Below are 23,394 nucleotides of genomic sequence, written 5' to 3' on the forward strand. Positions count from 1 at the left end.
CAGGACGGAGAGGGCGCGTTTGCGGGCGCTGGGCGCAGTTCGATGCGCGCTCCGGCCTGCGTCCCACCATCGCGTGGGCCGAACTCGGCGGAGTGGACAACTGCTGAGTGGTTGATTTGAGGATGAGGAAGGCATGGCAGTGCACCACCGCCCTCTCCCTGTCGGGCCTGCCGAGAGGAGCGCGCCCCCTACGATTCGGTGGAGCGCTTGACGGATCATTTCGCGGACGCGCCCGTACGAGGTAAAGAAGAGAGCGAGAAGGGGCCGGAGGATTCCTAATGGAGTTGTCAAGCGGCGGACGTGACGGGCGGTATGGGGTTGTAGCACCGTCCGTCACGCAGGAGGGCCCACCGGACGTTGACCCGTCGGCCGGCGAGCGCGAGTACGGCTTGGACGTTTACCTTTGTCGCGCTTGCGGTCGTAGAAGCGGCGGGACTCGTCGCAGCAGCGGATGCTGATCAACGCGGAGGTGTAGAGGACGCGTTGGAGACGTCGGCTGTAACGCTTGGGCCGGTGCAGATTGCCGCTGATCTTGCCCGAGTCACGTGCGGCGGGAGCGACGCCGGTGAACCCGGCGAGGCGGTCGGCGCTGTCGAAGGCGTCCATGTCGCCGCCGGTGGCCGCGAGGAACTCGGCTCCCAGCAGGGGCCCGATGCCGGGCATGCTGGTGATCACTTCCGCGTGCCGGTGCTCGCGAAACCGGCCCTCGATGAGCTTATCGGTCTCGGTGATCTTCTCGTTGAGGGCCATCACCTTCCGTGCGAGGGAGTGCACGACCTGAGCGGTGATCTTCTCGCTGGGAACGGCGGTGTGCTGGTTCCCGGCGGCCTGGACGGTTGGGGCGGCGAGCTGGTCGGCGCCGCGGACCTTGCGGTTGCGCAGCCAGGCGGCCAGCCGCCTGACGCCCGTGCGACGGATGGCTGCCGGGGTCGCGCTCCAGACCGAGGAAGATCCCGTCATAGGCCCACGCAGCCGGTTGACGGCTCCCGTGCGGTCGTCGCTGAGGTCACGGTGGCGGCCGGTGAGCACCTTCAGCTCGGTGACCAGCTCGTCGCTGGGCCGCAGGGGCATCAGGTCACGGCGGACGCGGGCCTGGTCGGCGATGAACGCGGCGTCCTTGGTATCGGTCTTGCCGTCGTCCCGGTAGCCCTCGGAGGCCCGGTTGACGGCCCGGCCGGGGATTTAGCAGGTGCTGGCCGTGGTTGAGCAGGACCGCGATCACGAGGCCGGCCCCGCCGTCGGCCAGGTCGATGCCGCAGGCCGCCACCTTGCCTAGGTCCAGAACGTCGCCGAGGAGCTGGAGCAGTTCTGTCTCCTCGTTCGCCACCCGCCGGGACAGCAGCCGCCGGCCGGTGTCGTCGATCACCACGCAGTGGTGATGGGTCTTGCCGGCGTCGATACCGGCCCAGATCGCTGTCACTCGCTTCTCTGCAGGTCGTGTTCGTACAGGTACCACGGACGACCTCGCTGTCGAGTCCCTACTGAGCGATCAGTGCCGCAATTCCTAATGAGCAGCCGAGTCGTCGTGGGGGCCCGGCGGCGAAACCTCGGTAGCCACCAACGGCAGAGAACTGAAAGCCACACCCGGACCCCCTGGGTGAGCCAACCCTACGAATGGCTCGCTCATCTCGAACAACAAGGTAGGGAGGACTGATCCGAGCCCTTCGTCCTACAGGTGGGGAGGGCGCCAGGACTTCAGCGCCTCGATGGCTCGTTCCTTCCGGCTCTCGTCCAGTCCCAGTGCCGTGCACAGGACGTGGAGGGCGAGGAGCGGCGGGATCGCGTTGCCGATCTGCTGTGCGACGTCGGTGCCTTGCCAGGGGTACTCGACCGGGAAGGTCTGCAGCAGACCGACCTCGCGGAACGTGAAACGGTCCTGTTCCGGACCCAGTTCGGGCTCGCCGTCCGCGTTGAAGCCCTTGAGGCCGAACACCGTGTTGCGGCGCACCTTGCCGGTGACGGTGGCGGACGGCACGTCGGAGGCGCGGAGTCCTCGCTTCTTGGGGTCACCGCCCGACCCGTAGTTGGAGCGGACCACGAAGTCCGTGGAACGCGAATCCTTGAGCGCGTCACCCATGGAGACCCATGGCTTCACCGACTGGGCGGCTGGCGCCGGGGGGTCGAAGAGCGGGCTCTGCTGGAGGGCCTGTGTCCGCACCGTGGGTTCCGGAACCGCAGGGAGGCGCTTCGCCCCCTTGCGATAGCGCTGATGGGTCAGCGGCGGGAACTCGACACCTTGGCCCCTGCCGTCCCCCTGGTATCGGGCGATCAGCACCGCGCGACGACGCGTCTGTGGCACCCCGTACTCCTCGGTGTGCAGAATGTGACAGTCGGCGTCATATCCGAGTTCGCGAAGGATCTCGCGATACTTCTTCCAGACGGGGAGGACGGTGGGGACCTGCTCCAGCACCACCACCTCGTAGGGGTCGGCCTTGAGCTTCTTCTCGACGATCCACCGAAGCGGTTGGAGCACGAGCCCGGTGCGCTCGTCGGCCCAGGCCAGTTCGTGGGCCCTCCGCTCCACCTCGGCCCAAGCCTTTTCCAGCTCCTCGATGCTCTTGCCGTTCCCCACGATCTCGGCCAGGTCCATCACCTCTTCGAGGGCTTTGTGGCCCTCTCGGTTGCCCGCCACCGAGTAGGTCTGGCAGGGCGGACCCCCGGTGAGGACGCTGGCCGAGCGAACTTCGGGGTCGAGTGGGTTCACCTTCGCCACGTCGCCCACTTCGGTGGTGCGTAGACCGGCTGCGTGCCGGGTCGCTCGGGTCGACTTCTCCCACTCCACACCGATGCTGGGTACTCCGAGTACCTCTGCCGCGATGTCCAGGCCACCCGGTCCCGCGAAGAGATCGACGATGACGGGCGGATCCTGCTTCGCGTCCGGATGAGGTGCTCGGGCCATGAGGTGAAAGTGTAGCCGGCCGGGGAAGGTGCCTACGTCCGTATCGTGAGGCCGGTGGAGGGCCCGCGATTTCTGCTCTGACCAGGAAGTTCTTCGTTCAGGAACGGAGTGCGTGGGCGCTCGCCAACCCGAGCGCCTCGCCCACCGGCGGCGGGGAGGCGTGGCCGATGATCTGCCGGTAGCGGGCCGTCTTCCTTCCGGCGATCTCCCAGTCCTTCGGGAAGCCCTGGAGCAGAGCGGCCTGGTTCACTGTGAGCCGCACCATGCCGTCCTTGCCGAGCTCCGGGGACCACACGAAGTCCGGTCCGGGGATCTCGTCGCCCAGTGAGTGAGCGTTCACCCCCATTTTCTCCCATTTTCGTTTGGTTCCGGCAGGCTCCAGGTCGGCTCCACCTCGATTCTTCGACCCACCGACCAGTGTCGGAGCGACCGAGGTCGCCTGGGCCGCCCATCGGTCGGCGTCCCTCCAACCAGCCGACCGCATGGAGGATGCCAGGGTCTCGCCGGCCGACACATGGTCCGTCACCGTGGGGGAGGGGGACCGGAACGAGGAGAACCACCCCTTCTTGAGCCACCAGAATCCCCTGCTTGCTCTTGCGGTCCTGCGAAGTCGGCGGCGTTGAGGACGAACCAGCTGAACTCGTATCCGAGATGCTCCAGCTCGGCCCGGGCGAACTCACGGAAGTCGTGGAACCTGTCCGAGTCCGCGAGGGCGGGCACATTCTCGAGGAGCAGGGCCCGAGGCCTGACGGCGTGGGCGAGGTAGACGGCGGCCGTCAGCAGCCGTTCCTCCTCGCCCGACTCCGTCCTGGCGGCCGTGGCGTTGGACTTCACCCGGGGCAGTCCCGCGGACAGCAGGTCTACGTCGTAGCTTTCCGGGTGCTCGCTGGGGTCGAGGTCCATGAGGTCCGCTTGCAGCACATTCCATTACGGTCGGTTGGTCCGTAGGGTCCGGCAGGCGTTGGCGTCCTCGTCCAGGAGCAGTGTCGGCTCGAAGCCCGCCCGCTCCAGTCCCAGGCCGAGCCCACCCGCCCCTGAGCACACGTCGACAAAGGTCAGCCGGCTCATCGATTCGTCACCCGTCCCCGTTGGGCCCTTCGGTGCGTCACCGCCGCCGCGATGCGAAGGGCCACATCCTCCGGAGCCTCATGCTCCCAGAACCGCAGGACTTCCCACCCGGCGGCCATGAGGTGCTCCGTGGTCTCCATGTCCCGCGCCATGTTGCGTTCCAGCTTGGTCCGCCACCACTCCGCGTTCGACTTGGGGTGGGTGGCGTGCAGCGGGCAGCCGTGCCAGAAGCAGCCGTCGATGAGGACCGCCACCTTCGCCCGGGGGAACGCCACGTCGATCCGCCGTCGCGGCATGCCGGGGACGGGGTACTCCACGCGGTAGCGCATGCCGGTCGCGTGGAGCAGACGTCGTACCGCCAGCTCGACACCGGTGTCCTTGCTCGCCTGCCTGCTCATGCGGGCCGAGACGCCGGGAGAGGAAGGCGTCACGCTGTTCACTGTCGTCTCGCCTCAAGAATGCGTGTGGTCACGGTCGATGATCGTCTTGCGCAGAGAATCAGGCCGTCGGGGCGCCGTGACACGCTTCGTAGCTGTTCCCCGACCCGCACCAGCAAGCAGCCCCCCGCTCCGGCGGCCACCCCACAGCCCGTCCGCGGGCCGCCAAGGTCGTGGCGTACTGCGGGAGCAGGTCCGTGTCGGCCGGGGACGTGCCCTCCGAGGCTGCGAAGGCCTCGTAGGACGGGACCGTGCCGGTGACGATGCCGAGGTTGGCCGTGCCCGAGGCGGCCAGTTCGGTCAGGGACGCCTCTATGCCGGCCAGGTGCTCGCCGTGGGAGGGGTACTCCTCCGACAGGGACGGGTACGCGGCGATCAGCTCCGCCAGTTCGTCCGCCGGCCAGTGGAGGACGGCGACCGGGAAAGGGCGGGACAGTTCCTCCCGGTACGCGCCCAGCTCCGCGCGGAGGCGGGAGATCTCGGCTTCCAGTTCCGCCGGGTTGTCCGAGCCCAGGGACCAGACGCGCTTGGGGTCGTGGAGCTCGTCCAGGGAGACGGGCAGCGAGTGGAGGGTGTCCGCCAGCAGGTCCCATTCGTCGTGCGCCGCGCCCAGCATCCGGCGTACCCGGTGGCGGCCGAAGAGCAGCGGGTGGGCGGCGTGCGGGGGTTCCGGCACGTCCGCCAGGAGCAGGGTCGCCCCCTCCGTGAACGTCTTCTGCGCCGCCTCCAGCTCGTCGTGGGCTTCCAGCGACTCCGCGACGATGACCCAGGGGGCCGGGTCGCGGGGGGCCGTGGCCCGGATGCCGTCGATGATGGCCCGGGCCTCGGCCTCGTGGCCGTACTCCCACAGGTTGGCGGCCTTCAGGGCGCGGACCAGGTGGGGGGCGTCCAGGTTCTCCGGACCCTCCGCGGAGGACAGGAGACGGTCGTACAAGGTCGTCGCGGCGGGGCGATCGCCGGCCAGTTCCAGGTGGGCCGCGGCCTGCAACAGCAGGGCTTCCGCGTCCTCGGGGTACAGACCGGCGGTCCGCTCCAGGCGTGCCGCTTCGGCGGTGTGGTCGACGTTCTCGGCAGGCGTGTCGGGGCGCATGCACGACACCGTACTGCCCGCCGCTGACAAAAAGGAGATAGGTGCAGGCCAGGGCCGACCCCCGGCTCGCGCTCCCTAGATCGTCACCCCGTCCACCTGAAGCGTCTGCACCGCGCCCGCCGCGAACGGCACGCTGATCGTCTTGCCGCTCAGGTAGGTGTCCGAGCGGGCGGTGTAGAGGTCGCCCGAGCCGCTCGTCACGGTGTTCCAGCGGGGGACCAGGCCCGACGAGCCGCCCGTCACCGTCGTGAAGCGGGAGAGGTCGAAGGTCAGGGTCTGGGCCGAGGTGGAGGTGTTCGCCGCGACGATCACCAGCCGCTTCGCCGTCTTGTCGATCGCCGCGGCCGCGTAGCTCACGCCCGTGTCGAGGATCGTCATGCCGGGGCGGATGTGCCGGCTGAACTGGGCCATCACGTAGTACTTGGTGGTGACCGCGCCCGCCGCCAGGGTGCTCGCGTCGTACGCGATCATCGCCCAGTTCGCCGACGGATCCATGACCTGCCAGTAGACCCAGGCCGTCGGGTGCAGCCAGCGGAAGTCGTAGAGCAGGTTGCTCGCCATCGACAGGCCGGTGCCGTCGTTGTCGCCCGTTTCCGAGTTCCACAACGCCTTGCCGGCCGTGGTCACCACGTCGGTGTAGAGCAGGTCGCGGCGGCCGCCCGAGCCCTGGTAGCCGTGCACGTTGACCCGGTTCACGTACCCCTTCGTCGTCGACGAGAAGGAGTTCCACGTGGTGCGGGCGAGGTCGTAGCTCGTCTCGTCCGACGCCGAGATCTTCGTCGCGGTCAGGCCGCGCTTGTCCAACTCGCTGCGCATGTACGGGAGTACGGCCGACTGGACGGTCGCGTCCATGTGGCAGCCCTCCTGCGTGCCGGTCGCGGTCCACCAGGACGACGACGGCTCGTTGAAGGGATCGACCGTCGCGAAGTTCACGCCCCAGTTCGACTTCGCGTACAGCGCGACCGCCGCCAGGTGGGAGGCGTGCTGGCGGTAGTTCCAGGTCTGGAGGTTGTTGCCGCCGCCCGAGGCGCCGGAGGGGTTGTGGTTCGAGCACATCCACCACATGGGGGAGTTGGCGAAGAGCTCGGTCGTCGCGCCGCGCGACACCGCTTTCTGGAGCATCGCGCGCTGGGCCGCGTCCGCCGTCCAGTCCCAGGCCGAGGAGGTGGGGTCCTCGTTGTTCCAGTCCTGCCAGTAGCCCTCGATCTGCTTGAACCCCGGGATGTTGGCGGAGGCCACCATGCCGGCGCCGCTGACCGTGTTCCAGCTGCACGCACCCAGGTTGTAGCGGGCGATGTTGAGGCCGAGACCGGGGAGGGTCTTGCCGTTGTAGGACACCGACTTGGTCGTGAAGAAGATGTCGGCGAAGTCGTCCCGGGCGCCGAAGACGTTCGCCCACCAGGCGAGGGAGGTGCCCCAGCCCTCCCAGGTTCCGGACGTCGTCGACGGGTTGACGGAAATCGTCGCGTCGGCGTGGGCGGTGCCCGTCGCGAGGGCGCTCCCGAAGAGCGCGCCGCCCGTGGCCGCCAGCAGTGTCCTGCGTCGGATCATCACTTCTCCGCTTCGATCACGTGGAGCAATCGGCTCGTTCCGATCGACTCCCGGTTGTCCCTGCCGGCGGCGATCGGGTGCGTGAGCGCACTGGAGGCTCAGTGCGTCACGAAGCATCGGGTGCGGTCCGTGGTGTTGTCGAGAGTTGTGACAGCCCTTTCTCAAACCTGTGGAGAAAGGGCTGGGAAGGGGTTCGAGGGGACGAACGGGCGGGGTGGGAACGGGCCGTGTATGTACGGGTCTGGAGACCTTGTCCCCCTCCCCTTATGGTGCCCGCGTGCGGATTCCCCTCGTACGGCGGAGCTTTCTCGGGCAGCGGATCCCCCTTGTGCAGCACAGCACCAGGCGGCGGCACGCCCGTTACCGGCGGGTGCTCTGGAGCGGTGCCGAAGTTCTCGTCACGGCAGGGGTGTTGGTGCTGCTCCTCGTCGCGCATCAGCTGTGGTGGACCAACCGGGAGGCGAAGGACGGCGCCGAGCGGAGGGTGGAGGCGCTGGAGCGCGAATGGGGGGCCGTCACGGGCACCGGTGACTCCGGCGGTACCGGCGGCGAACCCGGGACCGGCCCCGCCACCGGGGACGGGGCCGACGAGGCCGGGGGTGCGCCTTCGGTATCCGGCGGTGGCACCGGGCAGGGCGGGGCGAACGCGTCGTCCGTCGAGCCGCGCTCCTCTCAGGCCTACGCCGTGCTCCGCATCCCGCGGCTCGATCTCCGCGTCCCCGTCGCCGAGGGCACCAGCAAGCAGAACGTGCTCAACAAGGGGTACGTCGGGCACTACGCCGGCACCGAACAGCCGGGTCAGGAAGGCAACTTCGCGGTCGCCGGGCACCGCAACACCCACGGTGAGCCCTTCCGTTATCTCAACCGCCTCAGGAAGGGCGACAAGGTGGAGGTGGCGACCAGGAAGGCGACCTACACCTACCTCGTCGACAAGATCCTGCCGCAGACCTCACCCCGTGACTCGGGCGTCATCCGGCCCGTGCCCCGTTCCCTCACCGAGCCCGCCTACGGCTACGACACCCCCGGCCGCTACCTCACCCTCACCACCTGCACGCCCGAGTACACCTCCCGGTACCGCCTGGTCGTCTGGGGCAGGCTCGTCGCGACCCTGCCCCGGGGCTAGCGCGCCGTCGCGCCGCCCGGTCCCGCAGATGACGAAGGTGACGCTGATCAGCAGGGCCCAGGAGACCCACTTGGACACCGACACGGGTTCCCAGCCGTGGAGCTGGTACGGGTATCTCCAGGCTCCGAGGTACGTGGCGATGTTCTCCGCCAGCCAGAGGAAGAAGCCGATCAGCGCGAAGGACACCGCCAGGGGCATCCGGTGCCGGCGCTCGACGACCGTGTAGTGCACCCAGGTTCCCGTGGTCGCGGCCAGCAGCAGGGCGCCGAGGGGCAGTCGCAGGTCGGGCAGCCAGTGATGGGTCAGGAAGTTGAGGTACAGCAACACGGCCAGCGCGGCGGTGGCGCGGGCGCGGTAGCCGGTGACGGCCAGGTCGAGCAGTCGCCGGGCCCGGCAGACATAGCTGCCGACGGCCGCGTACATGAAGCCTCCGTACAGCGGCACCCCGGCGATCTTCGCCAGTCCCGGCTCGGGGTAACTCCACGACCCCACACGCACCTTGACCATCTCGAAGGCGAGCCCCAGCACATGGCAGGCGGCGACGACCGCGACCTCCCGCCGGGTCTCCCAGCCGAGCAGGAAACCGACGGCGGTCAGCAGCACGCCGTAGGCGAGCAGCAGGTCGTAGCGGGTCACCGGCAGGGACGGGAGGAGTGTCGAGACGGCCATGCCGCCGAGCAGCGCGACCGCGAACGCGCAGCAGCGCGCCTGGAGCAGGCCGAAGCGCACCAACTGCCGAGCGAACGTTTCTGCCCGCTGTCTGATCCCGCGCGCGGTCGTCGCGCCTGCGGCTGTTCCGGGCGTGGCCATCGCGCCTGTGGCCGTTCCGGGCGTGGCCGTTCCGTCAGCGGCTGTCACGGGTATGCCCGTCGCGTCCGTGGCTGCTCCGCATGCTGCGGTTGCCGCGCCCTGGTCGCTTCGCCCCTGGTCGCTCTGCCCGTGGTAGCTCCGTGCGTGGTCGTCCTGTGCATGGTCATGTAGAGCGGTGTGGCGGGGGCGGCGGTTGCGCGGTGCGTCGCGGGTCTGCGCCCGTGGCATCGCGGCCTCGGTTGCCGCCCCGGTTTACGACCCTTCCTCCAGTGCCTCTCGTACGGCGGTCAGGACGGCCTCGGTGTCCGCGCCGAGGGCGCGGGCGGAGGAGGTGAAGTCGCGAGCCAGAGTGGCGAGTTGGTCGGGGTCGGGACGGGCCGGCTCGGACGGGGGCGCCGCCACCCGGGTGCCCGCGCCCCGACGGGTGCGGATCAGCTCGGCGGCCTCCAGCTCGCGGTAGGCGCGGGCCACGGTTCCCGGCGCCAGACCCAGGTCGGAGGCCAGCTGGCGCACGGTCGGCAGGCGTTCGCCCTCCGTCAGTCGGCCGGTGACGATCAGGGCGGCGAGCTGGGCTCGGATCTGCTCGAACGGCGGCACCTGGCTCGTGGTGTCCACACGGACCGCGGGTTCACTCATCGCCGACGGCCCGGGGGATCACGATGGTGAACAGGCACCAGCCCAGCGAGAACAGGCTGAGCAGGCCCAGGGGGTAGATCACCAGGGCGGTGACGTTGCCCAGCATGCCGGCGCAGGTCGTACGGGACAGCACCCTGCCGATCATGCCGAGGACGAGCAGCAGCTGGCTGGAGACCAGCAGTCCCCAGGCCGCGGTGATCGCCCACGAGCGGTCGTGGCGCTGCTGGTTCTCGCCCGGGCGGTGGGCGATGCGACGCAGGGCCCACACGCAGGCGGCGGTTCCGAGGGCGAGGGAGGCGAGGATCGGGGTGGCGTAGAAGATGCCGGGCCAGGGGCCGAGGGGTCTGGTCACGCCCCGGCACGTCACGGTGACGGCCCGGCCCGCCCGGCCCATGGTGTCGGGAGAGGCCGCGGCGGCCCCGATCGCGAGGAGGACGACGAGGCACGCCGTCTGGAAGAGCAGCAGGGGTGCCATCCGGGGCGGTACGTGGTCGCGGACCCGGCGCGGGGCGAGGCTGGCGGTGCGGACCGCTTCGAGGGGGGCGGGGGTGAGGGAGTCGCCGAGCAGCACGCCGCCGACCGCGCACAGTCCGAACGCGGTGACCGCGCTGAGGAAGGTCATGGCGCCGTCGTCGCTGTCCCGCACCGCCAGTTGCTGTGCGACGACGGCACCGAGGGTCAGCCCGGCCCAGCGGGCGCAGAGGTCGGCGCGGGCGAGCAGTCGCTCAGGTGGAACGGTGTCCAGCATGTCGGGTCCCCCGGTGAGTACTTGTATCAAGTGGTGAGTACAAGATGCCGGGAGCCGGATCTTGTGTCAATGAGTTGATACAAGTACTCGGCTCGGGGGTGACTGTCCGTCAGACCCGTCAGACCCGTCAGCCGTCACCCGTCAGCCGTCAGCCGTGAGCCGTCGGCCCCGTCAGGTCCGGTCCCGGGAACCCGACGTGGCCAAGCCCCTCGCCGCGGCCGCCGTGCGCGCCACGCCCAGGGCACCCAGCACGCCCACCGCCCCGAGGATCGCCAGGCCCGCCGACACCGTCATCGCCACGTCGGTGCCGTGGGCGAGCCCGCCGCCCGTTCCGGTGGCGATGGCGATGGTCAGCGCCACGCCGGCGCACGAGCCGACGTAGCGCAGTGTCTGCTGCGCGCCCGATCCCATCGCCGCGCGTGCCGCCGGCACCGACTCGACCGCCGGCAGGGGCAGCGCCGCGTTAGGAGGCCGCTGCCGATACCGGCGAGGACGAGACCCGGCAGCATCCGGTGCCAGGAGCTCGCGTGCACCGCGCCGAGCATGGTCAGGACGCCCGCCGCGTGCAGGGTGAGGCCGAGGGCGAGCTGGACCCGGGTCGGGACCCGGCCTGCCGGCCGGCGGGCCTGGAGGGCGACCACGAAGGACAGGCCGGACCAGAGGAGGAACAGCCAGGCGGTGGCCATCGGGGACGTTCCGTACGGCGAATGTCCCACCTGCGGAACTGTCGTACCGGTCCCGGACGTCCTCATGGTGCCGGGGCCGGGGCTCGACCCCGATCCGGCGGATCCGGTCAGCCGGGCGCTGCTGAAGCCCAAACGGCTGCTGGAGCCGATCGAGGCCGGTCAGGTATAACCGACATCAGACAAACAGACAGAGACCGGAGCCGAAGAGCGTCCCAGGGCGCCAAATGGCACCGGAGAGCGCCGGGGAGCCCGGGGAGGGAAGGGGGGAGAGAGTGATCCGCAGTCGGTTCGTCCCGCGTCCCGCCCTCGTCCTGTTCCTCCTCTTCCTGGACGTCGTCCTCCTGGACGCCGGCAGCCTCTCCGCCGCCGTCGCGCTCGCCGCGACCGCCGCGGCCGGCTCCGCCCTGGCCGTCTGCACCCTCGTCGCCGCGCGCAGCGCTCCCGCCGTCCCGCCCACCCGGGTGCGTACGGCCATCAGGGACCGGGCCCGCCGTACGGCCTTCCTGCCGCAACGCGACCCCGACGCCTCCGGCCGCCGCCGGCCCAGGGCGCCCGGCCACGCCCTCCCGACGACCGTCGCGTAGGGCCGCTCTCCACCTTTCACGTGGGTGACCCGCGCGGGTCGTCATGCCGTCATCCCGTTTCCCGGCACGACGAGACCCCCGGAGGGCTCCCCACCCATGTCCGTTTTCGCCAGTCTGGTCGAGCGGCTCGCCGACCTGCTCGACCCCCTGTTCGGCGCGACCGCGGCGGCCGCCGCGATCGTCCTGTTCACCGCACTCGTACGACTCCTCGTGCACCCCTTGTCCCGCGCGGCCGCCCGCGGCCAGAAGGCCCGTACGGCGTTGCAGCCGAGGATCGCCGAACTGCGCAGGAAGCACTCCGAGAACCCCGAGAAACTCCAGCGGGCGGTGCTGGAACTGCACGCCGAGGAGAAGGTGTCGCCGCTGTCCGGACTGCTGCCCAGCCTCTGCCAGATACCGGCCTTCTTCCTGCTCTACCACCTCTTCTCCAGCTCCTCGATCGGCGGCGAGGACAACGGCCTGCTCGGTCATCGGCTGTTCGCCGCGCCCCTCGGCGACCGCTGGGCGGACGCGCTGGCGGGCGGCGGGGTGTTCGGCGCGGCCGGACTGGTCTACCTCGGGCTGTTCGCCGTCGTCGCGGCCGTCGCCTCCTTCAACTTCGTCCGGGCGAAGCGGGTGCCGCTGCCCCAGGTCGGCGGCGGTGAGGAGCTGCCCGGGGTCGGCACGATCGCCAAGGTCATGCCGTTCCTGTCCTTCTTCACGCTGGTCACCGTGGCCGTGGTACCGCTGGCCGCCGCGCTGTACGTGATCACGAGCACGACGTGGAGCGCGCTCGAACGGGCGGTTCTGTACAGGTGAGGGCCCCGAGCAGGTGACGGTCCAGTCCGTGAACGGGGGCTTGCGGACCGAATCGCGAGCTTGGAGGATCGACCAGTCCTCCGATGGCTGCACCCATCGGACGGGTGCCCCGCGATCGAGGGAGATAGTGACCATGAAGCTGCTGCGAGTCGGTACGGCGGGAACGGAGCGGCCCGCGCTGCTCGACCCCGAGGGGGCCCTGCGGGACCTCTCCGGGGTCGTCCCGGACATCGACGGGGCGCTGCTCGCCGACGACGAGGCGCTCGGCCGGGTCCGGGAGGCCGCCGAGTCCGGGGAGCTGCCGGTGCTGGACGCGACCGGGCTGCGGATCGGGCCGCCGCTGGCCCGGATCGGCAAGATCGTGTGCATCGGGCTGAACTACCACGACCACGCCAGGGAGACCGGCGCCGAGCCGCCCGCCGAGCCCGTCGTCTTCTTCAAGGCGGCGGACACGGTCGTGGGTCCCTACGACACCGTCCTCGTGCCGCGCCGGTCCCTCAAGACCGACTGGGAGGTGGAGCTGGCGGTCGTCATCGGCCGCACGGCCCGCTACCTGGAGTCGGCGCAGGACGGGCTCGCGCATGTCGCGGGATACGCCGTCGCGCACGACGTGTCGGAGCGGGAGTTCCAGATCGAGCGGGGCGGGACCTGGGACAAGGGGAAGAACTGCGAGACGTTCAATCCGCTGGGCCCGTGGCTGGTGACGGCCGACGAGGTCGCCGACCCGCAGGACCTCTCCCTGAAGCTCTGGGTCAACGGGGAGTTGAAGCAGGACGGGACCACGCGTGAGCAGATCTTCCCGGTGGGGGAGGTCGTCCGGTACGTCAGCCAGTTCATGACGCTCTACCCGGGGGACGTCATCAACACCGGGACGCCCGCCGGGGTCGCCCTGGGCGAGCCGGAGCCCAAGCCGTACCTGCGGGCCGGGGACGTGGTGGAGCTGGAGATCGCCGGGCTCGGACGCCAGCGCCAGGAGTTCAAGGACGCGTAAGCGCTCCGCCGGGGTGCGGGGAACCGGGTCGGTTGTCGGCTGCGGGCCGGTCCGTGGCCGGTCGCGCAGTTCCCCGCGCCCCTGCGGGCGCAGTTCCCCGCGCCCCGTCGGGCGCGCTTCACCCGCGCCCCTGCGGGCGCGTCAGTTCAGGTACTTCTCCAGGAACTGTTCCAGCACCTCGACCACGAACCGGTGGTCCTCCAGCTGGGGCAGGCCCGACACCGTCACGGCGCCGATGATGCCCACGCCCTCCACGTTGACGGGGAAGGAGCCGCCGTGCGCCGCGTACTCGTCGGGGTCGAGGCGGGAGGAGTCCTCGAACGTCGTGCCCTTGGCGCGGAAGCGGGAGCCCACCAGGTAGGAGGAGGCGCCGAAGCGTTCCACCACCCGGCGCTTGCGGGCGATCCAGGCGTCGTTGTCGGGCGTCGAACCGGGAAGGGCCGCGTGGAAGAGCTGCTGGCCGGCCCGGTGGATGTCGACGGCGACCGGCGCCTGGCGCTCGCGGGCCAGCTCCACCAGCAGTGAGCCGAGCTCCCACGCGTCGTCGTTCGTGAACTGGCGGAAGACCAGCCGGCGTTCCTGGGCCTGGAGCTCCTCCAGGGTCGGGGTGATCTCCGGGGTGAACTTCGGGGTCATCTGGTGGGTTCCCATTACAGCGTCACCGCCACCTTGTCTCGTGCCGAACGGCGGGCCGCCTCCAGTACGTCCAGGGCGGCGGCCGCCTCGGCGGCGGTCACCGGATTGGGTCCGCCGTCGATCAGTGCCCTGGCCACCGCAGCGTAGTAGGCCGGGTAGTCGCCGGGGAGGGTCTGTTCGGGTCGTCCGCCGCCGGTCAGCGGGGACTCCCCGGCGCCGACGCGGCCCCACAGCTCCGCCGGCTCGGTGCCCCAGCCGGGGGTGCCGTCCGGCCGCGCGCCCTCCCGCAGGGCCGCCTCCTGCGGATCCAGGCCGTACTTCACATAGCCCGCCTTCGAGCCCAGCACCCGGAAACGCGGGCCGAGCTGGGACGTCGTCGCCGAGGCGTAGAGGTGGGAGCGGACACCGCTCGCGTGCGTCAGGGCGATGAAGGTGTCGTCGTCGGTCTCCGCGCCCGGCCGCCGGACGTCCGCCTCGGCGTAGACGGAGACCACCGGGCCGAACAGCACCAGCGCCTGATCGACGAGGTGACTGCCGAGGTCGTAGAGGAGACCTCCGATCTCTGCGGGGTCACCGGACTCCCGCCAGCCGCCCTTCGGCAGCGGCCGCCACCGCTCGAAGCGGGACTCGAAGCGCCATACGTCGCCCAGTTCGCCTTCGGCGAGCAGCTTGCGGAGGGTCAGGAAGTCGTTGTCCCAGCGGCGGTTCTGGAAGACGGAGAGCAGCAGTCCGCGCTCCTCGGCGAGGGCGGCCAGCTCGCGCGCCTCGGCCGCGGTGCCGGCGACCGGCTTGTCGACGACGACCGGCAGCCCGGCCTTCAGTGCGGCGGTCGCGAGCGGGACGTGCGTCTTGTTCGGGGACGCGATGACGACCAGGTCCAGCTCGTCGGCCCGGGCGAGGAGGTCGTCGGGGGTGGCGGCGACGCGTACGTCCGGGAACTCGGCGCGGGCCTGCTCCTGCCGCTCGGGGTTCGAGGTGACCACCGTGTCGAGGGCGAGGCCCTCGGTCGCGGCGATCAGCGGGGCGTGGAACACGGAGCCCGCGAGGCCGTAGCCGATCAGGCCCACGCGGAGCGGGGCGACGGCCGGGTGGGTGCCGGATCCGGTGCCGGTGTCGGGGCCTGTTTCGGAGCCGGTGTCGTCAGTCGTGCGTCCAGTCATGCGGACCACTTTGGCAACGCTGTTGCCAAAGTGCAAGCGCGAGGGACAATGGCATGGTGAAGAGGACGAACGACGGAGGCGACACGGACCGCCCGCCGGAGTCCGGGGCGGAGCCCGCGACGGGGTCCGGCGCGGGGTCCGCATGGGGACTCCCGCCGGACCATGAGCCGGGTCCGGAAACCGGCCGCGCGCCCGAGCGTCCGGCGGATGCCGCGACGCGCCGGGCCGCGGGCGTGAACCTGCTGGCCCTGCGCAGCCACAACGCCGCGCTCGTGCTCGACCTGCTGCGCACAGCCGGGCCCGAGGGCATCAGCCGGCTGGAGCTCGCCGAACGCTCCGGTCTCACCCCACAGGCGGTCAGCAAGATCACCGCCCGGCTGCGGGAGGAGGGACTGGCGACGGAGGCCGGCCGGCGCGCGTCCACCGGCGGCAAGCCGCGCACGGTCCTGCGGCTGGTCCCCGAGGCCGGTCACGCGGTCGGCGTCCACCTCGACCGGGACGAACTGAGGGTGGTGCTGGTCGACCTCGACGGACGCGTGGTGGGCGAGCGGCGTGCCCCGCTGTCCCTGGGCGCCGGGGCGGAGGCGGTCCTGGACGCGCTGCTCGGCGAGGTGACGGAGGTCCTGTCGGAGGCCCTAGGGAGCGGCGCCCTCGCGGCTCCGCTCGGCGTCGGGGTGGCGCTCCCGGGTCCGCTCGACCATACGCGCGGGGTGCTGCACCGGGTCACGGGCTTTCCCGAGTGGGACGGTTTCCCGTTGCGGGACGTGCTGGCGGCCCGGCTCGGCGTGCCGGTGGTGGTCGACAAGGACACCAACGCCGCCGCGCTCGGCCTCGCCGTCGGCGGCGAACGCGGCTCCTTCGCCTGTCTGTACCTCGGGACGGGCCTCGGCGCCGGTCTGGTGATCGGCGACGTCGTGCACCGGGGTGCCCGCACCGGCGCGGGGGAGTTCGGGCACCAGGTCATCCAGCTGGACGGGCCGCTCTGCTCCTGCGGCAACCGGGGCTGTGTCGAGGCGCTGTGCCTGGCTGCCATGGACCGGGGGGACGTGGCCGAGGCGGCGCGGGTGCTCGGCGAGGGCGCCGCGAACCTGGCCGGCCTGCTCGACATCGACGCCGTCCTGCTCGGCGGGCGCACCATCATGGCCGCACCGGAGCCCTTCGTCCGGGGGGTCGCCGTCGTCCTCGAGGCCCATGCGCGCCGCGAGGGATCGCGGGAGGGCGCCGTGCCGGTACGTCTCGCCCCCGGCGGGGCCCGCGCCGTCGCGGAGGGCGCGGCACAGCTGCTGCTGGGTCCGGTGTTCGGACGGCGGGACGGCTGAGCAGACCGATCGGAGCCGCCTCCGCCGAACGAGGGGATTCGTACGGTCGTACGGTGTGCCGTCGCTGCTGGGCGGGTTCCCTCGTGCAGGCTCACGTGTTCATGCGACTGTGCCCGCCTGTCTCCCTCTGCCTCGCCGTGGCCGCCGCCCTGCTCCCCGCGCCCGCCCAGGCGGTGGCCGGCCCGAGTTGCGCCGGTCCCGACGGCGCGGACTTCCCCCTCACCACCCGGCTGCACGGGGGTCCGGACTCCTACCGGGCCGGGGGTGGTTACGGCATCTGGTATCTCGACCTCACCAACACCACCCGCCTCACCTGTGACGGGATCCACCCGGTCGTCGTCCTGGTCGACACCGGGCGCACCCTGAAGCCGTCCCAGGCGCGCCTGGAGTTCTACGCCGACGGACAACCGCACCCGGTCCACTTCGATCCCACCGACGAGGACGAACTGGTCGGAGCCTTCACCGAGGGGCCCACCGGCGGTCCCACCGACGCCCCCGCCGCCGGGGAGGCCGACGGGCAGGCCGACGGTGCCGGTGGCTTTCCCGGATTCACCGTGGGCCCCGGCCGGACCCTCACCGTCAAGCTGCGCCTCGCCCTCACCTCGGACACCGCGCCCAACGACATCACGGCCAACGCGGCGGTCGTCCAGCGGCACGGTGACGACGGCGACTGGGTCGGACAGTCGAACGACTACCGCTTCGCCGTCGAGGCCGGCTCCGGCCCCGGCACCGCCCCTGACGCCGATGCCGACCCTGATCCCGATGCCGATCCCGGCACCGCCCCCGGCCTGGACCCGGCCGCCCCCACCCCCGCTCCGACTCACGCCCCCTCCGCCACCGCCACCTCCTCCGCCACTCCCGCCCCGAACGCCTCCGCCGCGGACACCGGCCGGCTCTCCCTCGCCGACGAGGCCGAGGAACTCGCCCGCACCGGCCTCGGCTCACCCGCCGTACTCGTCGGCGCCACCGCCTGTCTCCTCGCCGCCGGGACGGCCCTGCTGCTGGCCCGCCGACTGGCCCGGCGGCGCCGTTGAAGCGAGGCCATCCCAGCCGGTGGACGCCTCACCACCGGCCATTCCCTCAAGATCGGGCCTGTGCTTAGGCTGGGGCGCACGCGGCAACCGCGTGCCGGCGCAGCACCGCGCACCGGCGCGGCCACCGCGTACTCGCGTTCGCGTACGGCAGGGAGATCCCGCACATGGCAGACCGCAAGCCCATCGAGTCGTGGCTCACCGACATGGACGGTGTGCTCATCCACGAGGGCGTACCGATCCCCGGCGCCGACGCCTTCCTCAAGAAGCTCCGCGATTCGGGCAAGCCGTTCCTGGTCCTGACGAACAACTCGATCTACACCCCGCGCGACCTGCACGCCCGGCTGCGCCGCATGGGCCTGGACGTGCCGATCGAGAACATCTGGACGTCCGCGCTCGCCACCGCCCAGTTCCTGGACGACCAGCGGCCCGAAGGCACGGCGTACGTCATCGGCGAGGCCGGTCTGACCACCGCGCTGCACGACATCGGGTACATCCTCACCGACCACGAACCCGACTACGTCGTCCTCGGCGAGACCCGCACCTACTCGTTCGAGGCGATGACGAAGGCCGTCCGGCTCATCAACGACGGCGCCCGTTTCATCTGCACCAACCCGGACGAGACCGGCCCCTCCGCCGAGGGCGCGCTGCCGGCCACCGGAGCCGTCGCCGCGCTGATCACCAAGGCGACCGGCAAGCACCCGTACTTCGCGGGCAAGCCGAACCCGCTGATGATGCGCACCGGTCTGAACGCCATCGGCGCCCACTCCGAGAACAGCGCGATGATCGGCGACCGCATGGACACCGACGTCCTCGCGGGCATGGAGGCCGGCATGCAGACGTTCCTGGTGCTCACCGGGCTGACCCGGCCCGAGCAGGTCGAGAACTTCCCGTACCGCCCGTCGAAGGTCGTGGACTCGATCGCGGATCTCGTCGACCGGATCTGAAACCCGCAGCTCCGAAACCCGTAACACGGTGTGAGCCACCCGTACGGAGCAGTGATGTCCCGCCCGGGGATGCGCGCCGGGCCCCGGCGGGGGAGTCTCCATCTAGCTGGAGGTTCACGATGGGTTCATTGAAAATCACTCTCTGTGCGGGGGTCGCGGCCGTCGCCGCGGTGCTCATCCCGACGGCGTACGCCTCGGGCGAAGGCAGCGGGGACAGAGGCGGCAGCGTCTCGATCACACCGTCCACGCCCGCACCCGGCGCCGAGGTCACCCTGAAGGTCAGCGGCTGCGGCGGCCGAACGGCCACCGCGGCCTCGGTCGCCTTCGTCGCGGACGCGCAGCTCGCCGGCGCGGGCGGCACGCTCGTCGGCGACACCCGGGTCCGCTCCTCGATCGGGGCGGGCACCTACGACGTGCAGATCACCTGCGTCGACTTCAAGGTGAAGGGCCGTGTCAAGGTCGTCGCCTCGTCGCCCGCCGAGTCCTCGCGGACGTCGGAGCCGTCGAGGTCGTCGGACTTCGGGTCGTCGGAGCCGTACGAGCCGTCCACGCCCGCCTCTCCCGTCGCCCCGGTGCACGCCGGCGGCGGCGGTACCGCAGCCCTCGCCCCGCTCGCCGCCGCCGACGAGGCACAGGCGGAGGGCCATGGTCCCGGTACCGCGCAGGCGGTCGTCGGGCTGGTGCTCGCGGGTGTCGCCGCGGCCGCCGTCGTCTTCCGCGGGGTGCACCGGAGACGCAGGACGGATTGAGCATGTCCGACCGCGAACGCTCTTCCGGCCGCTTCCTCACCGGCCTGGCCTGGGCGGTACTGCTGCTCGGGCTGTGGCTGTGGGGGCGCGAGGTGACCGACGTACGGCACGGCGCATCCGCCCCGGCCACCGGTGACATGGCCGCGGTGGGCCGCCCACCGGATGCCGAACTGCCGCCCGCCGCGAAGCCGTTGGGGCAGGCGCTGCCGCAACGTATCGACATCCCCCACCTGGGTGTGCAGGCGCCGGTCGTCGCCCGCGGGCTGGACCCCGAGGGGGGTATCGACCCGCCGCCCTTCGACCAGGCGGGCGTCGTCGGCTGGTACGCCGCCGGCGCGAAACCCGGCGCCCGGGGCACGGCCCTGCTGGTCGGGCACGTCGACACCGAGACCAGGCCCGCCGTCTTCTACAAGCTCAGCACGCTCAAGGCCGGCGAGACGGTACGGGTGGTCCGCGACGACGGGAAGGTCGCCGAGTTCACCGTCGACGACGTCGAGGTGGTCAGGCGCGATCGCTTCGACGCCCGCCAGGCCTACGGCCCCCGGCAGCCGGACCGCGCCGAACTGCGTCTGATCACCTGCGGCGGCACCTTCGACCGGGTGAGCCGCAGCTACACGGCGAACGTGATCGTGTCGGCGTATCTGACGGGCACGGGCGTCTGATCCGACGTCACCTGGCCCGGTCGACGGCCCGCTCCCCCGAAACCGCCGACCGGGCAGGTCCTCGACCGCGCGCGCCCGGGCTGCGGGAGTAGCCCGGCGACCGGCGCGGGAGGCTGTGGGGTTCCTCTACCCCGTGGACGGCGGTGACGACCGCTTTCCGGCACTCTCGTGGGAGTCGCCGCTCCCATGCCAGGGTCGAACAAGGGGGTTATGGGACAGACGGGTCAATTCAGCCATCGCCGGGCAGCGGGTCGATGCCGACCTGGTGCGCCGACTGGCCGAGCAGGGGCACGAGCCCCAGGCCACCTGGGCCGCCGGCGGGCTCCTGACCGAACTCGACCGCCGCATCGCCTGGAGCAAGGCGCACCGTCATCCGGTCGAGTAGCCGATTCGCCGGTCACGGCCCGTGCTGGTGCGGCTCACGGGCAATGGCGGGCCCGGCCGGCCGCGCTCGGTCCGGCGCGCATACGAACGAAGGCCCCTCGCTTTCGCGAGGGGCCTTCGGTGTCTGTGCGCCGCCAGGGACTCGAACCCCGGACCCGCTGATTAAGAGTCAGCTGCTCTAACCAACTGAGCTAGCGGCGCCTGCTGACGGGATAACTCTACAGGACCTTGGGGGGTGCCCCGGACCACCCGGCCGCCGGTCCGCCGCGGCGCTGGGCCGGGCGGGTGTCGCGTACATCATTCGGACCGTCAGCATGCGCGTCGGGAAGACAGTTGAGAAACTGGCGAACGTGCACAGTCGCGGACATTTCCAGCTGGAGTGTGAGGGGAATCGCATGGGCTCTCCGGTATTCGAGGAATTCGATCCGGAGAGCGACTGCGAGTGCCCCGGATGCGTATCCCGGCGGCGGGTGGGGTCGAATTCCCCGCCCGCCCGGTTCGGCGGTCACCCGGCCGCCCATCGTGTCGTGGTCGTCGCCACGGCGGCGGCCGCGGCGCTCGGCGCCGCCCACGCGGTGCCCGCCCTCGCGGCCCCGCAGACCTCCGACCGGCCCGGCGTACCCGCAGGTGACGAGCCCGAGACCCCGCAGGGCGGCAAGGCGCCGCTGCACGGTCCCGCCGGGCAGCCGGCCCGGCCGGGGGGACTGGCGGGACCGGTGAAAACGCCCCCGACGACCCGGGCGGACATCATCAGGCGGGCCAAGGAATGGGTTTCGGCAGAGGTCCCGTACAGCATGAGCAGCTACTGGTACGACGGTTACCGGCAGGACTGCTCCGGCTTCGTGTCCAAGGCCTGGAACCTGTCCGGCAACGAGTGGACGGGCAGTCTCCACCAGTACGGGACACGGATTACCAAGGAGGAGCTCCAGCCCGGCGACATTCTGCTGTTCCACAATCCGTCCGACCCCGAGAAAGGCTCGCACGTCGTCATTTTCGGAGGCTGGACGGACTACACGCACAGCTACTACCTCGTCTACGAGCAGACCCGCCCGACCACGCGCCGGCAGACCACTCCCTACGCCTACTGGAGCAATTCCGACCGCTACGTGCCCTACCGCTACAAGGGCCTCACGACGGTCGCTCCCGGCGCCGGGGAACAGGTCGGCACGAGCACCGGCGGCGGGAACAGGCCCGGCGCCGGGGGTACCGCCACGACGACGCCGTTCCCGGGGCGGGCGGCCTTCGGACCCGGTGCGAACAACCCGTACGTCACCCAGCTCGGCCGGCTCCTCGTCGAGCGCGGCGGAGCGCGCTTCTACGCCTCGGGTCCGGGCCCGAGGTGGTCGGCGTCCGACGGCTGGGCCACCGTGGCCTTCCAGGAGGCCCAGGGCTGGCGCGGCGCCGACGCCGACGGCATCCCCGGCCCGAGCACCTGGGCCCTGCTGATCTCCGGCCGGGGCAGGGACATCGACCCCGGACGGCCCCCGACGACCGGCACCGGCCAGGGCTCCGGCGGCGCGATCGGCGGGTATCCCGCGACCGGGGCGGCCGGCGCGCCCGCGTCCCCGCGCGTCCCCGCGTACCCCGGCCGGGGCATGTTCCGGCCCGGCGCGCAGAACGCGTACGTCACGCAGCTGGGGAGGCAGCTGGTGAAGAAGGGGTTCGGCAAGTACTACACGACGGGGCCCGGACCGCGCTGGGGCGAGGCGGACCGGCGAGGGGTCGAGGCCTTCCAGCGCGCCCAGGGCTGGCGGGGCGGCGCGGCGGACGGCTACCCGGGCCCGGAGACCTGGCGGCGGCTCTTCTCGTAGCCCGGTTCTCGCGGCCCGGCGCGGCAGCCGCACGAAACCCGCTCGGGACCTGCCGGGGCCCGGTCACTTTCCTGATCCCTCTCTGATCGCTCGATCCATCTCACTGTCATGGCGTATCTGGCGCGGAGGCTGGAGGCACGCAATGAACACGACCACTTCACAGACACCCGAGTCCGAGGGACCGTCCAGACCCACTCGGCTCATCCAGAACGAGGTGACCACCGAGATCCCCGTCCATCTGCTGTTCCGGGACGAGCCCGAGCCGCGGCCCGTGCCGCTCGGCGCGGCCGTGGTGGGCAGCCGGACGGGCACCGGCGAGCAGCCGCGACTGCGCCGGCCGACGCCGGCCAAGCCCCGCCCGGTGGCGCAGGTCGACCCGGACCTGGCGGAACGGCCGGCCCGGGTGCTGCCCGGCGCGGCGGGGGTGTTCGCCGGCATGTGCGGGGCGGCCGGTTGTGTGGCCGCCTCCTGGTGGGCCGGGGTGCTGCCGTCGCACGCTTCGCAGGTGCTGCGGCTGCCGGAGTTCGCGGGCGCCGGTCTCGGTCCGGCGCAGTGGGCGGCGTACGCGGGGGCGGGCGCCCTGGGGCTGTTCGGCTTCGGCGGTCTGGCTCGCGGGCGGACCGGACGGGCCTGGGTGCTCGGTCTGTTCGGCCGCTACCGGGGGACCGTGCGGCGCACCGGCCTGCTGTGGGTCAACCCGCTGCTGCTGCGCCGCCGGGTGGACGTACGGCTGCGGCACTGGCGCAGCGAGCCGCTGCCCGCCGCCGACGGCAGCGGGGTCGCGCTGCGGGTGGTGACGCTCGTGGTGTGGCGGGTGCGGGACACCGCGCGGGCCACGCTCGGCGTGGAGGACCACGAGACGTATCTGCGCGAGTGCGTCGAGGCGGCCCTGGCCCGGATCCCGGTGGAGACGCCCGGAGCGGGACGCGGTTCGGTGGAGGCGGCGGGGGAGGTGCTGACCCGGCGGGTCGCGCAGGACGCGGGCGCGATCGGACTGGAGGTGTTCTCGGTGCGGCCGCTGCGGATCGAGTACGCCCCCGAGGTCGCCGCCGCGATGCACCGCCGCCGGATCGCCGCACTCGACGCCCAGCACCGGGCGAGCGTGCTGACCTCGGTCGTGGACTCGGTGGAGGACACGGTGACCCGGCTGACCATGCGCGGACTCGTGGAACTCGACGACTACGAACGCAAGGCGCTGGTGAAGGACCTGACCGTCGCCTTCTGCTCGGGGCGCGGGGAACAGGGGCCGTGACGGGCGGCCTTGACGCGGGCGG

At 71.5% G+C, this 23,394-nt stretch carries 19 protein-coding genes, 1 tRNA gene and 5 pseudogenes; 12 read left to right on the top strand and 13 right to left on the bottom strand.

Features of this window, described 5'->3' with window-relative positions:
* Positions 1 to 287: 287 nt before the first annotated feature.
* From OHU34_RS26175 to OHU34_RS26200, 6 genes and pseudogenes are all read right to left on the bottom strand, one after another.
* Positions 288 to 1,420 (bottom strand): annotated as a pseudogene (locus OHU34_RS26175) (IS110 family transposase).
* A 249-nt stretch (positions 1,421 to 1,669) separates the two neighbouring features.
* Entirely contained in the window at positions 1,670 to 2,899 is a 1,230-nt protein-coding gene (locus OHU34_RS26180; RefSeq protein WP_405768578.1) for a DNA cytosine methyltransferase, read from the bottom strand.
* A gap of 97 nt (positions 2,900 to 2,996) precedes the next feature.
* Positions 2,997 to 3,967 (bottom strand): annotated as a pseudogene (locus OHU34_RS26185) (DNA cytosine methyltransferase).
* A complete protein-coding gene (locus OHU34_RS26190) occupies positions 3,964 to 4,365 on the bottom strand; it encodes a very short patch repair endonuclease (RefSeq protein WP_405772382.1) in 402 nt (133 codons plus the stop codon). The pseudogene OHU34_RS26185 and the gene OHU34_RS26190 overlap by 4 nt, the downstream one beginning before the upstream one ends.
* 100 nt (positions 4,366 to 4,465) lie before the next feature.
* Positions 4,466 to 5,494, bottom strand: a complete 1,029-nt coding sequence (locus tag OHU34_RS26195) for an SEC-C domain-containing protein (RefSeq protein ID WP_405768580.1) — start codon at positions 5,492 to 5,494, stop codon at positions 4,466 to 4,468.
* Positions 5,495 to 5,569: 75 nt separating this feature from the next.
* The gene (locus tag OHU34_RS26200; RefSeq protein WP_405768583.1) at positions 5,570 to 7,045 is read right to left on the bottom strand and encodes a beta-1,6-galactanase; all 1,476 of its coding nucleotides are present in this window, start codon (positions 7,043 to 7,045) and stop codon (positions 5,570 to 5,572) included.
* A 277-nt stretch (positions 7,046 to 7,322) separates the two neighbouring features.
* On the opposite strand from OHU34_RS26200, the gene OHU34_RS26205 reads away from it, so the two are divergent.
* Positions 7,323 to 8,168 carry a class E sortase gene (locus tag OHU34_RS26205; RefSeq protein ID WP_405768585.1) on the top strand — a complete coding sequence of 282 codons (846 nt, stop codon included), beginning with the start codon at positions 7,323 to 7,325 and terminating at the stop codon, positions 8,166 to 8,168.
* A 93-nt stretch (positions 8,169 to 8,261) separates the two neighbouring features.
* On the opposite strand, the pseudogene OHU34_RS26210 reads toward OHU34_RS26205, so the two are convergent.
* The 4 genes and pseudogenes from OHU34_RS26210 to OHU34_RS26225 form a co-directional block, all read right to left on the bottom strand.
* A pseudogene (locus tag OHU34_RS26210) lies at positions 8,262 to 9,206 on the bottom strand (DUF817 domain-containing protein); the annotation flags it as partial.
* A 24-nt stretch (positions 9,207 to 9,230) separates the two neighbouring features.
* A complete protein-coding gene (locus OHU34_RS26215; RefSeq protein ID WP_020132258.1) occupies positions 9,231 to 9,614 on the bottom strand; it encodes a GntR family transcriptional regulator in 384 nt (127 codons plus the stop codon).
* Positions 9,607 to 10,362, bottom strand: coding sequence for a hypothetical protein (locus tag OHU34_RS26220; RefSeq protein ID WP_142264503.1), 756 nt, complete (start codon positions 10,360 to 10,362; stop codon positions 9,607 to 9,609). The genes OHU34_RS26215 and OHU34_RS26220 overlap by 8 nt, the downstream gene beginning before the upstream one ends.
* Before the next feature lie 171 nt (positions 10,363 to 10,533).
* Positions 10,534 to 11,060: pseudogene (locus OHU34_RS26225) on the bottom strand (MFS transporter); the annotation flags it as partial.
* A 1-nt stretch (position 11,061) separates the two neighbouring features.
* On the opposite strand from OHU34_RS26225, the pseudogene OHU34_RS26230 reads away from it, so the two are divergent.
* The 4 genes and pseudogenes from OHU34_RS26230 to OHU34_RS26245 form a co-directional block, all read left to right on the top strand.
* Positions 11,062 to 11,217, top strand: a pseudogene (locus tag OHU34_RS26230) (transcriptional regulator); the annotation flags it as partial.
* A gap of 55 nt (positions 11,218 to 11,272) precedes the next feature.
* Positions 11,273 to 11,632, top strand: a complete 360-nt coding sequence (locus OHU34_RS26235; RefSeq protein ID WP_142264502.1) for a DUF6412 domain-containing protein — start codon at positions 11,273 to 11,275, stop codon at positions 11,630 to 11,632.
* 96 nt (positions 11,633 to 11,728) lie between these two features.
* Positions 11,729 to 12,430 carry a membrane protein insertase YidC gene (locus OHU34_RS26240; protein ID WP_142264501.1) on the top strand — a complete coding sequence of 234 codons (702 nt, stop codon included), beginning with the start codon at positions 11,729 to 11,731 and terminating at the stop codon, positions 12,428 to 12,430.
* A gap of 133 nt (positions 12,431 to 12,563) precedes the next feature.
* A complete protein-coding gene (locus OHU34_RS26245) occupies positions 12,564 to 13,421 on the top strand; it encodes a fumarylacetoacetate hydrolase family protein (RefSeq protein ID WP_142264500.1) in 858 nt (285 codons plus the stop codon).
* Positions 13,422 to 13,562: 141 nt separating this feature from the next.
* Here OHU34_RS26245 and OHU34_RS26250 read toward each other — a convergent pair whose 3' ends face one another.
* Entirely contained in the window at positions 13,563 to 14,072 is a 510-nt protein-coding gene (locus tag OHU34_RS26250) for a heme-degrading domain-containing protein (protein WP_020132265.1), read from the bottom strand.
* Entirely contained in the window at positions 14,072 to 15,217 is a 1,146-nt protein-coding gene (locus tag OHU34_RS26255; protein WP_230195625.1) for a Gfo/Idh/MocA family oxidoreductase, read from the bottom strand. Before OHU34_RS26255 ends, OHU34_RS26250 begins: the two co-directional genes overlap by 1 nt.
* A gap of 53 nt (positions 15,218 to 15,270) precedes the next feature.
* Between OHU34_RS26255 and OHU34_RS26260 the strand changes: the two genes are divergently transcribed.
* The 5 genes from OHU34_RS26260 to OHU34_RS26280 all read left to right on the top strand — a co-directional run bounded on the left by OHU34_RS26260 (position 15,271) and on the right by OHU34_RS26280 (position 19,925).
* The gene (locus OHU34_RS26260; protein ID WP_405768590.1) at positions 15,271 to 16,536 is read left to right on the top strand and encodes an ROK family protein; all 1,266 of its coding nucleotides are present in this window, start codon (positions 15,271 to 15,273) and stop codon (positions 16,534 to 16,536) included.
* A gap of 101 nt (positions 16,537 to 16,637) precedes the next feature.
* Positions 16,638 to 17,570 carry a hypothetical protein gene (locus OHU34_RS26265; protein ID WP_142267855.1) on the top strand — a complete coding sequence of 311 codons (933 nt, stop codon included), beginning with the start codon at positions 16,638 to 16,640 and terminating at the stop codon, positions 17,568 to 17,570.
* Positions 17,571 to 17,734: 164 nt separating this feature from the next.
* Positions 17,735 to 18,514: an HAD-IIA family hydrolase gene (locus OHU34_RS26270; RefSeq protein ID WP_054240181.1), complete on the top strand. Its 780-nt coding sequence runs from the start codon at positions 17,735 to 17,737 to the stop codon at positions 18,512 to 18,514.
* Between the two features lie 119 nt (positions 18,515 to 18,633).
* A complete protein-coding gene (locus tag OHU34_RS26275) occupies positions 18,634 to 19,263 on the top strand; it encodes a hypothetical protein (protein ID WP_230195626.1) in 630 nt (209 codons plus the stop codon).
* A gap of 2 nt (positions 19,264 to 19,265) precedes the next feature.
* Positions 19,266 to 19,925, top strand: a complete 660-nt coding sequence (locus OHU34_RS26280) for a class F sortase (RefSeq protein ID WP_142264498.1) — start codon at positions 19,266 to 19,268, stop codon at positions 19,923 to 19,925.
* A 511-nt stretch (positions 19,926 to 20,436) separates the two neighbouring features.
* On the opposite strand, the gene OHU34_RS26285 is transcribed toward OHU34_RS26280, so the two are convergent.
* Positions 20,437 to 20,510 (bottom strand) — tRNA-Lys (locus OHU34_RS26285).
* Between the two features lie 194 nt (positions 20,511 to 20,704).
* Here OHU34_RS26285 and OHU34_RS26290 point away from each other — a divergent pair.
* Both OHU34_RS26290 and OHU34_RS26295 read left to right on the top strand, forming a co-directional pair.
* On the top strand, positions 20,705 to 22,120 hold the full coding sequence (locus OHU34_RS26290; RefSeq protein WP_142264497.1) for a peptidoglycan-binding protein: 1,416 nt from the start codon (positions 20,705 to 20,707) through the stop codon (positions 22,118 to 22,120).
* 142 nt (positions 22,121 to 22,262) lie between these two features.
* Positions 22,263 to 23,372 (top strand): SPFH domain-containing protein, encoded by a 1,110-nt coding sequence (locus OHU34_RS26295; RefSeq protein WP_142264496.1) that lies wholly within the window; start codon positions 22,263 to 22,265, stop codon positions 23,370 to 23,372.
* Positions 23,373 to 23,394: the final 22 nt, after the last annotated feature.

Source organism: Streptomyces sp. NBC_00080 (assembly GCF_045041255.1).
In the GTDB taxonomy this organism is placed as follows: Bacteria; Actinomycetota; Actinomycetes; order Streptomycetales; family Streptomycetaceae; genus Streptomyces; species Streptomyces coriariae.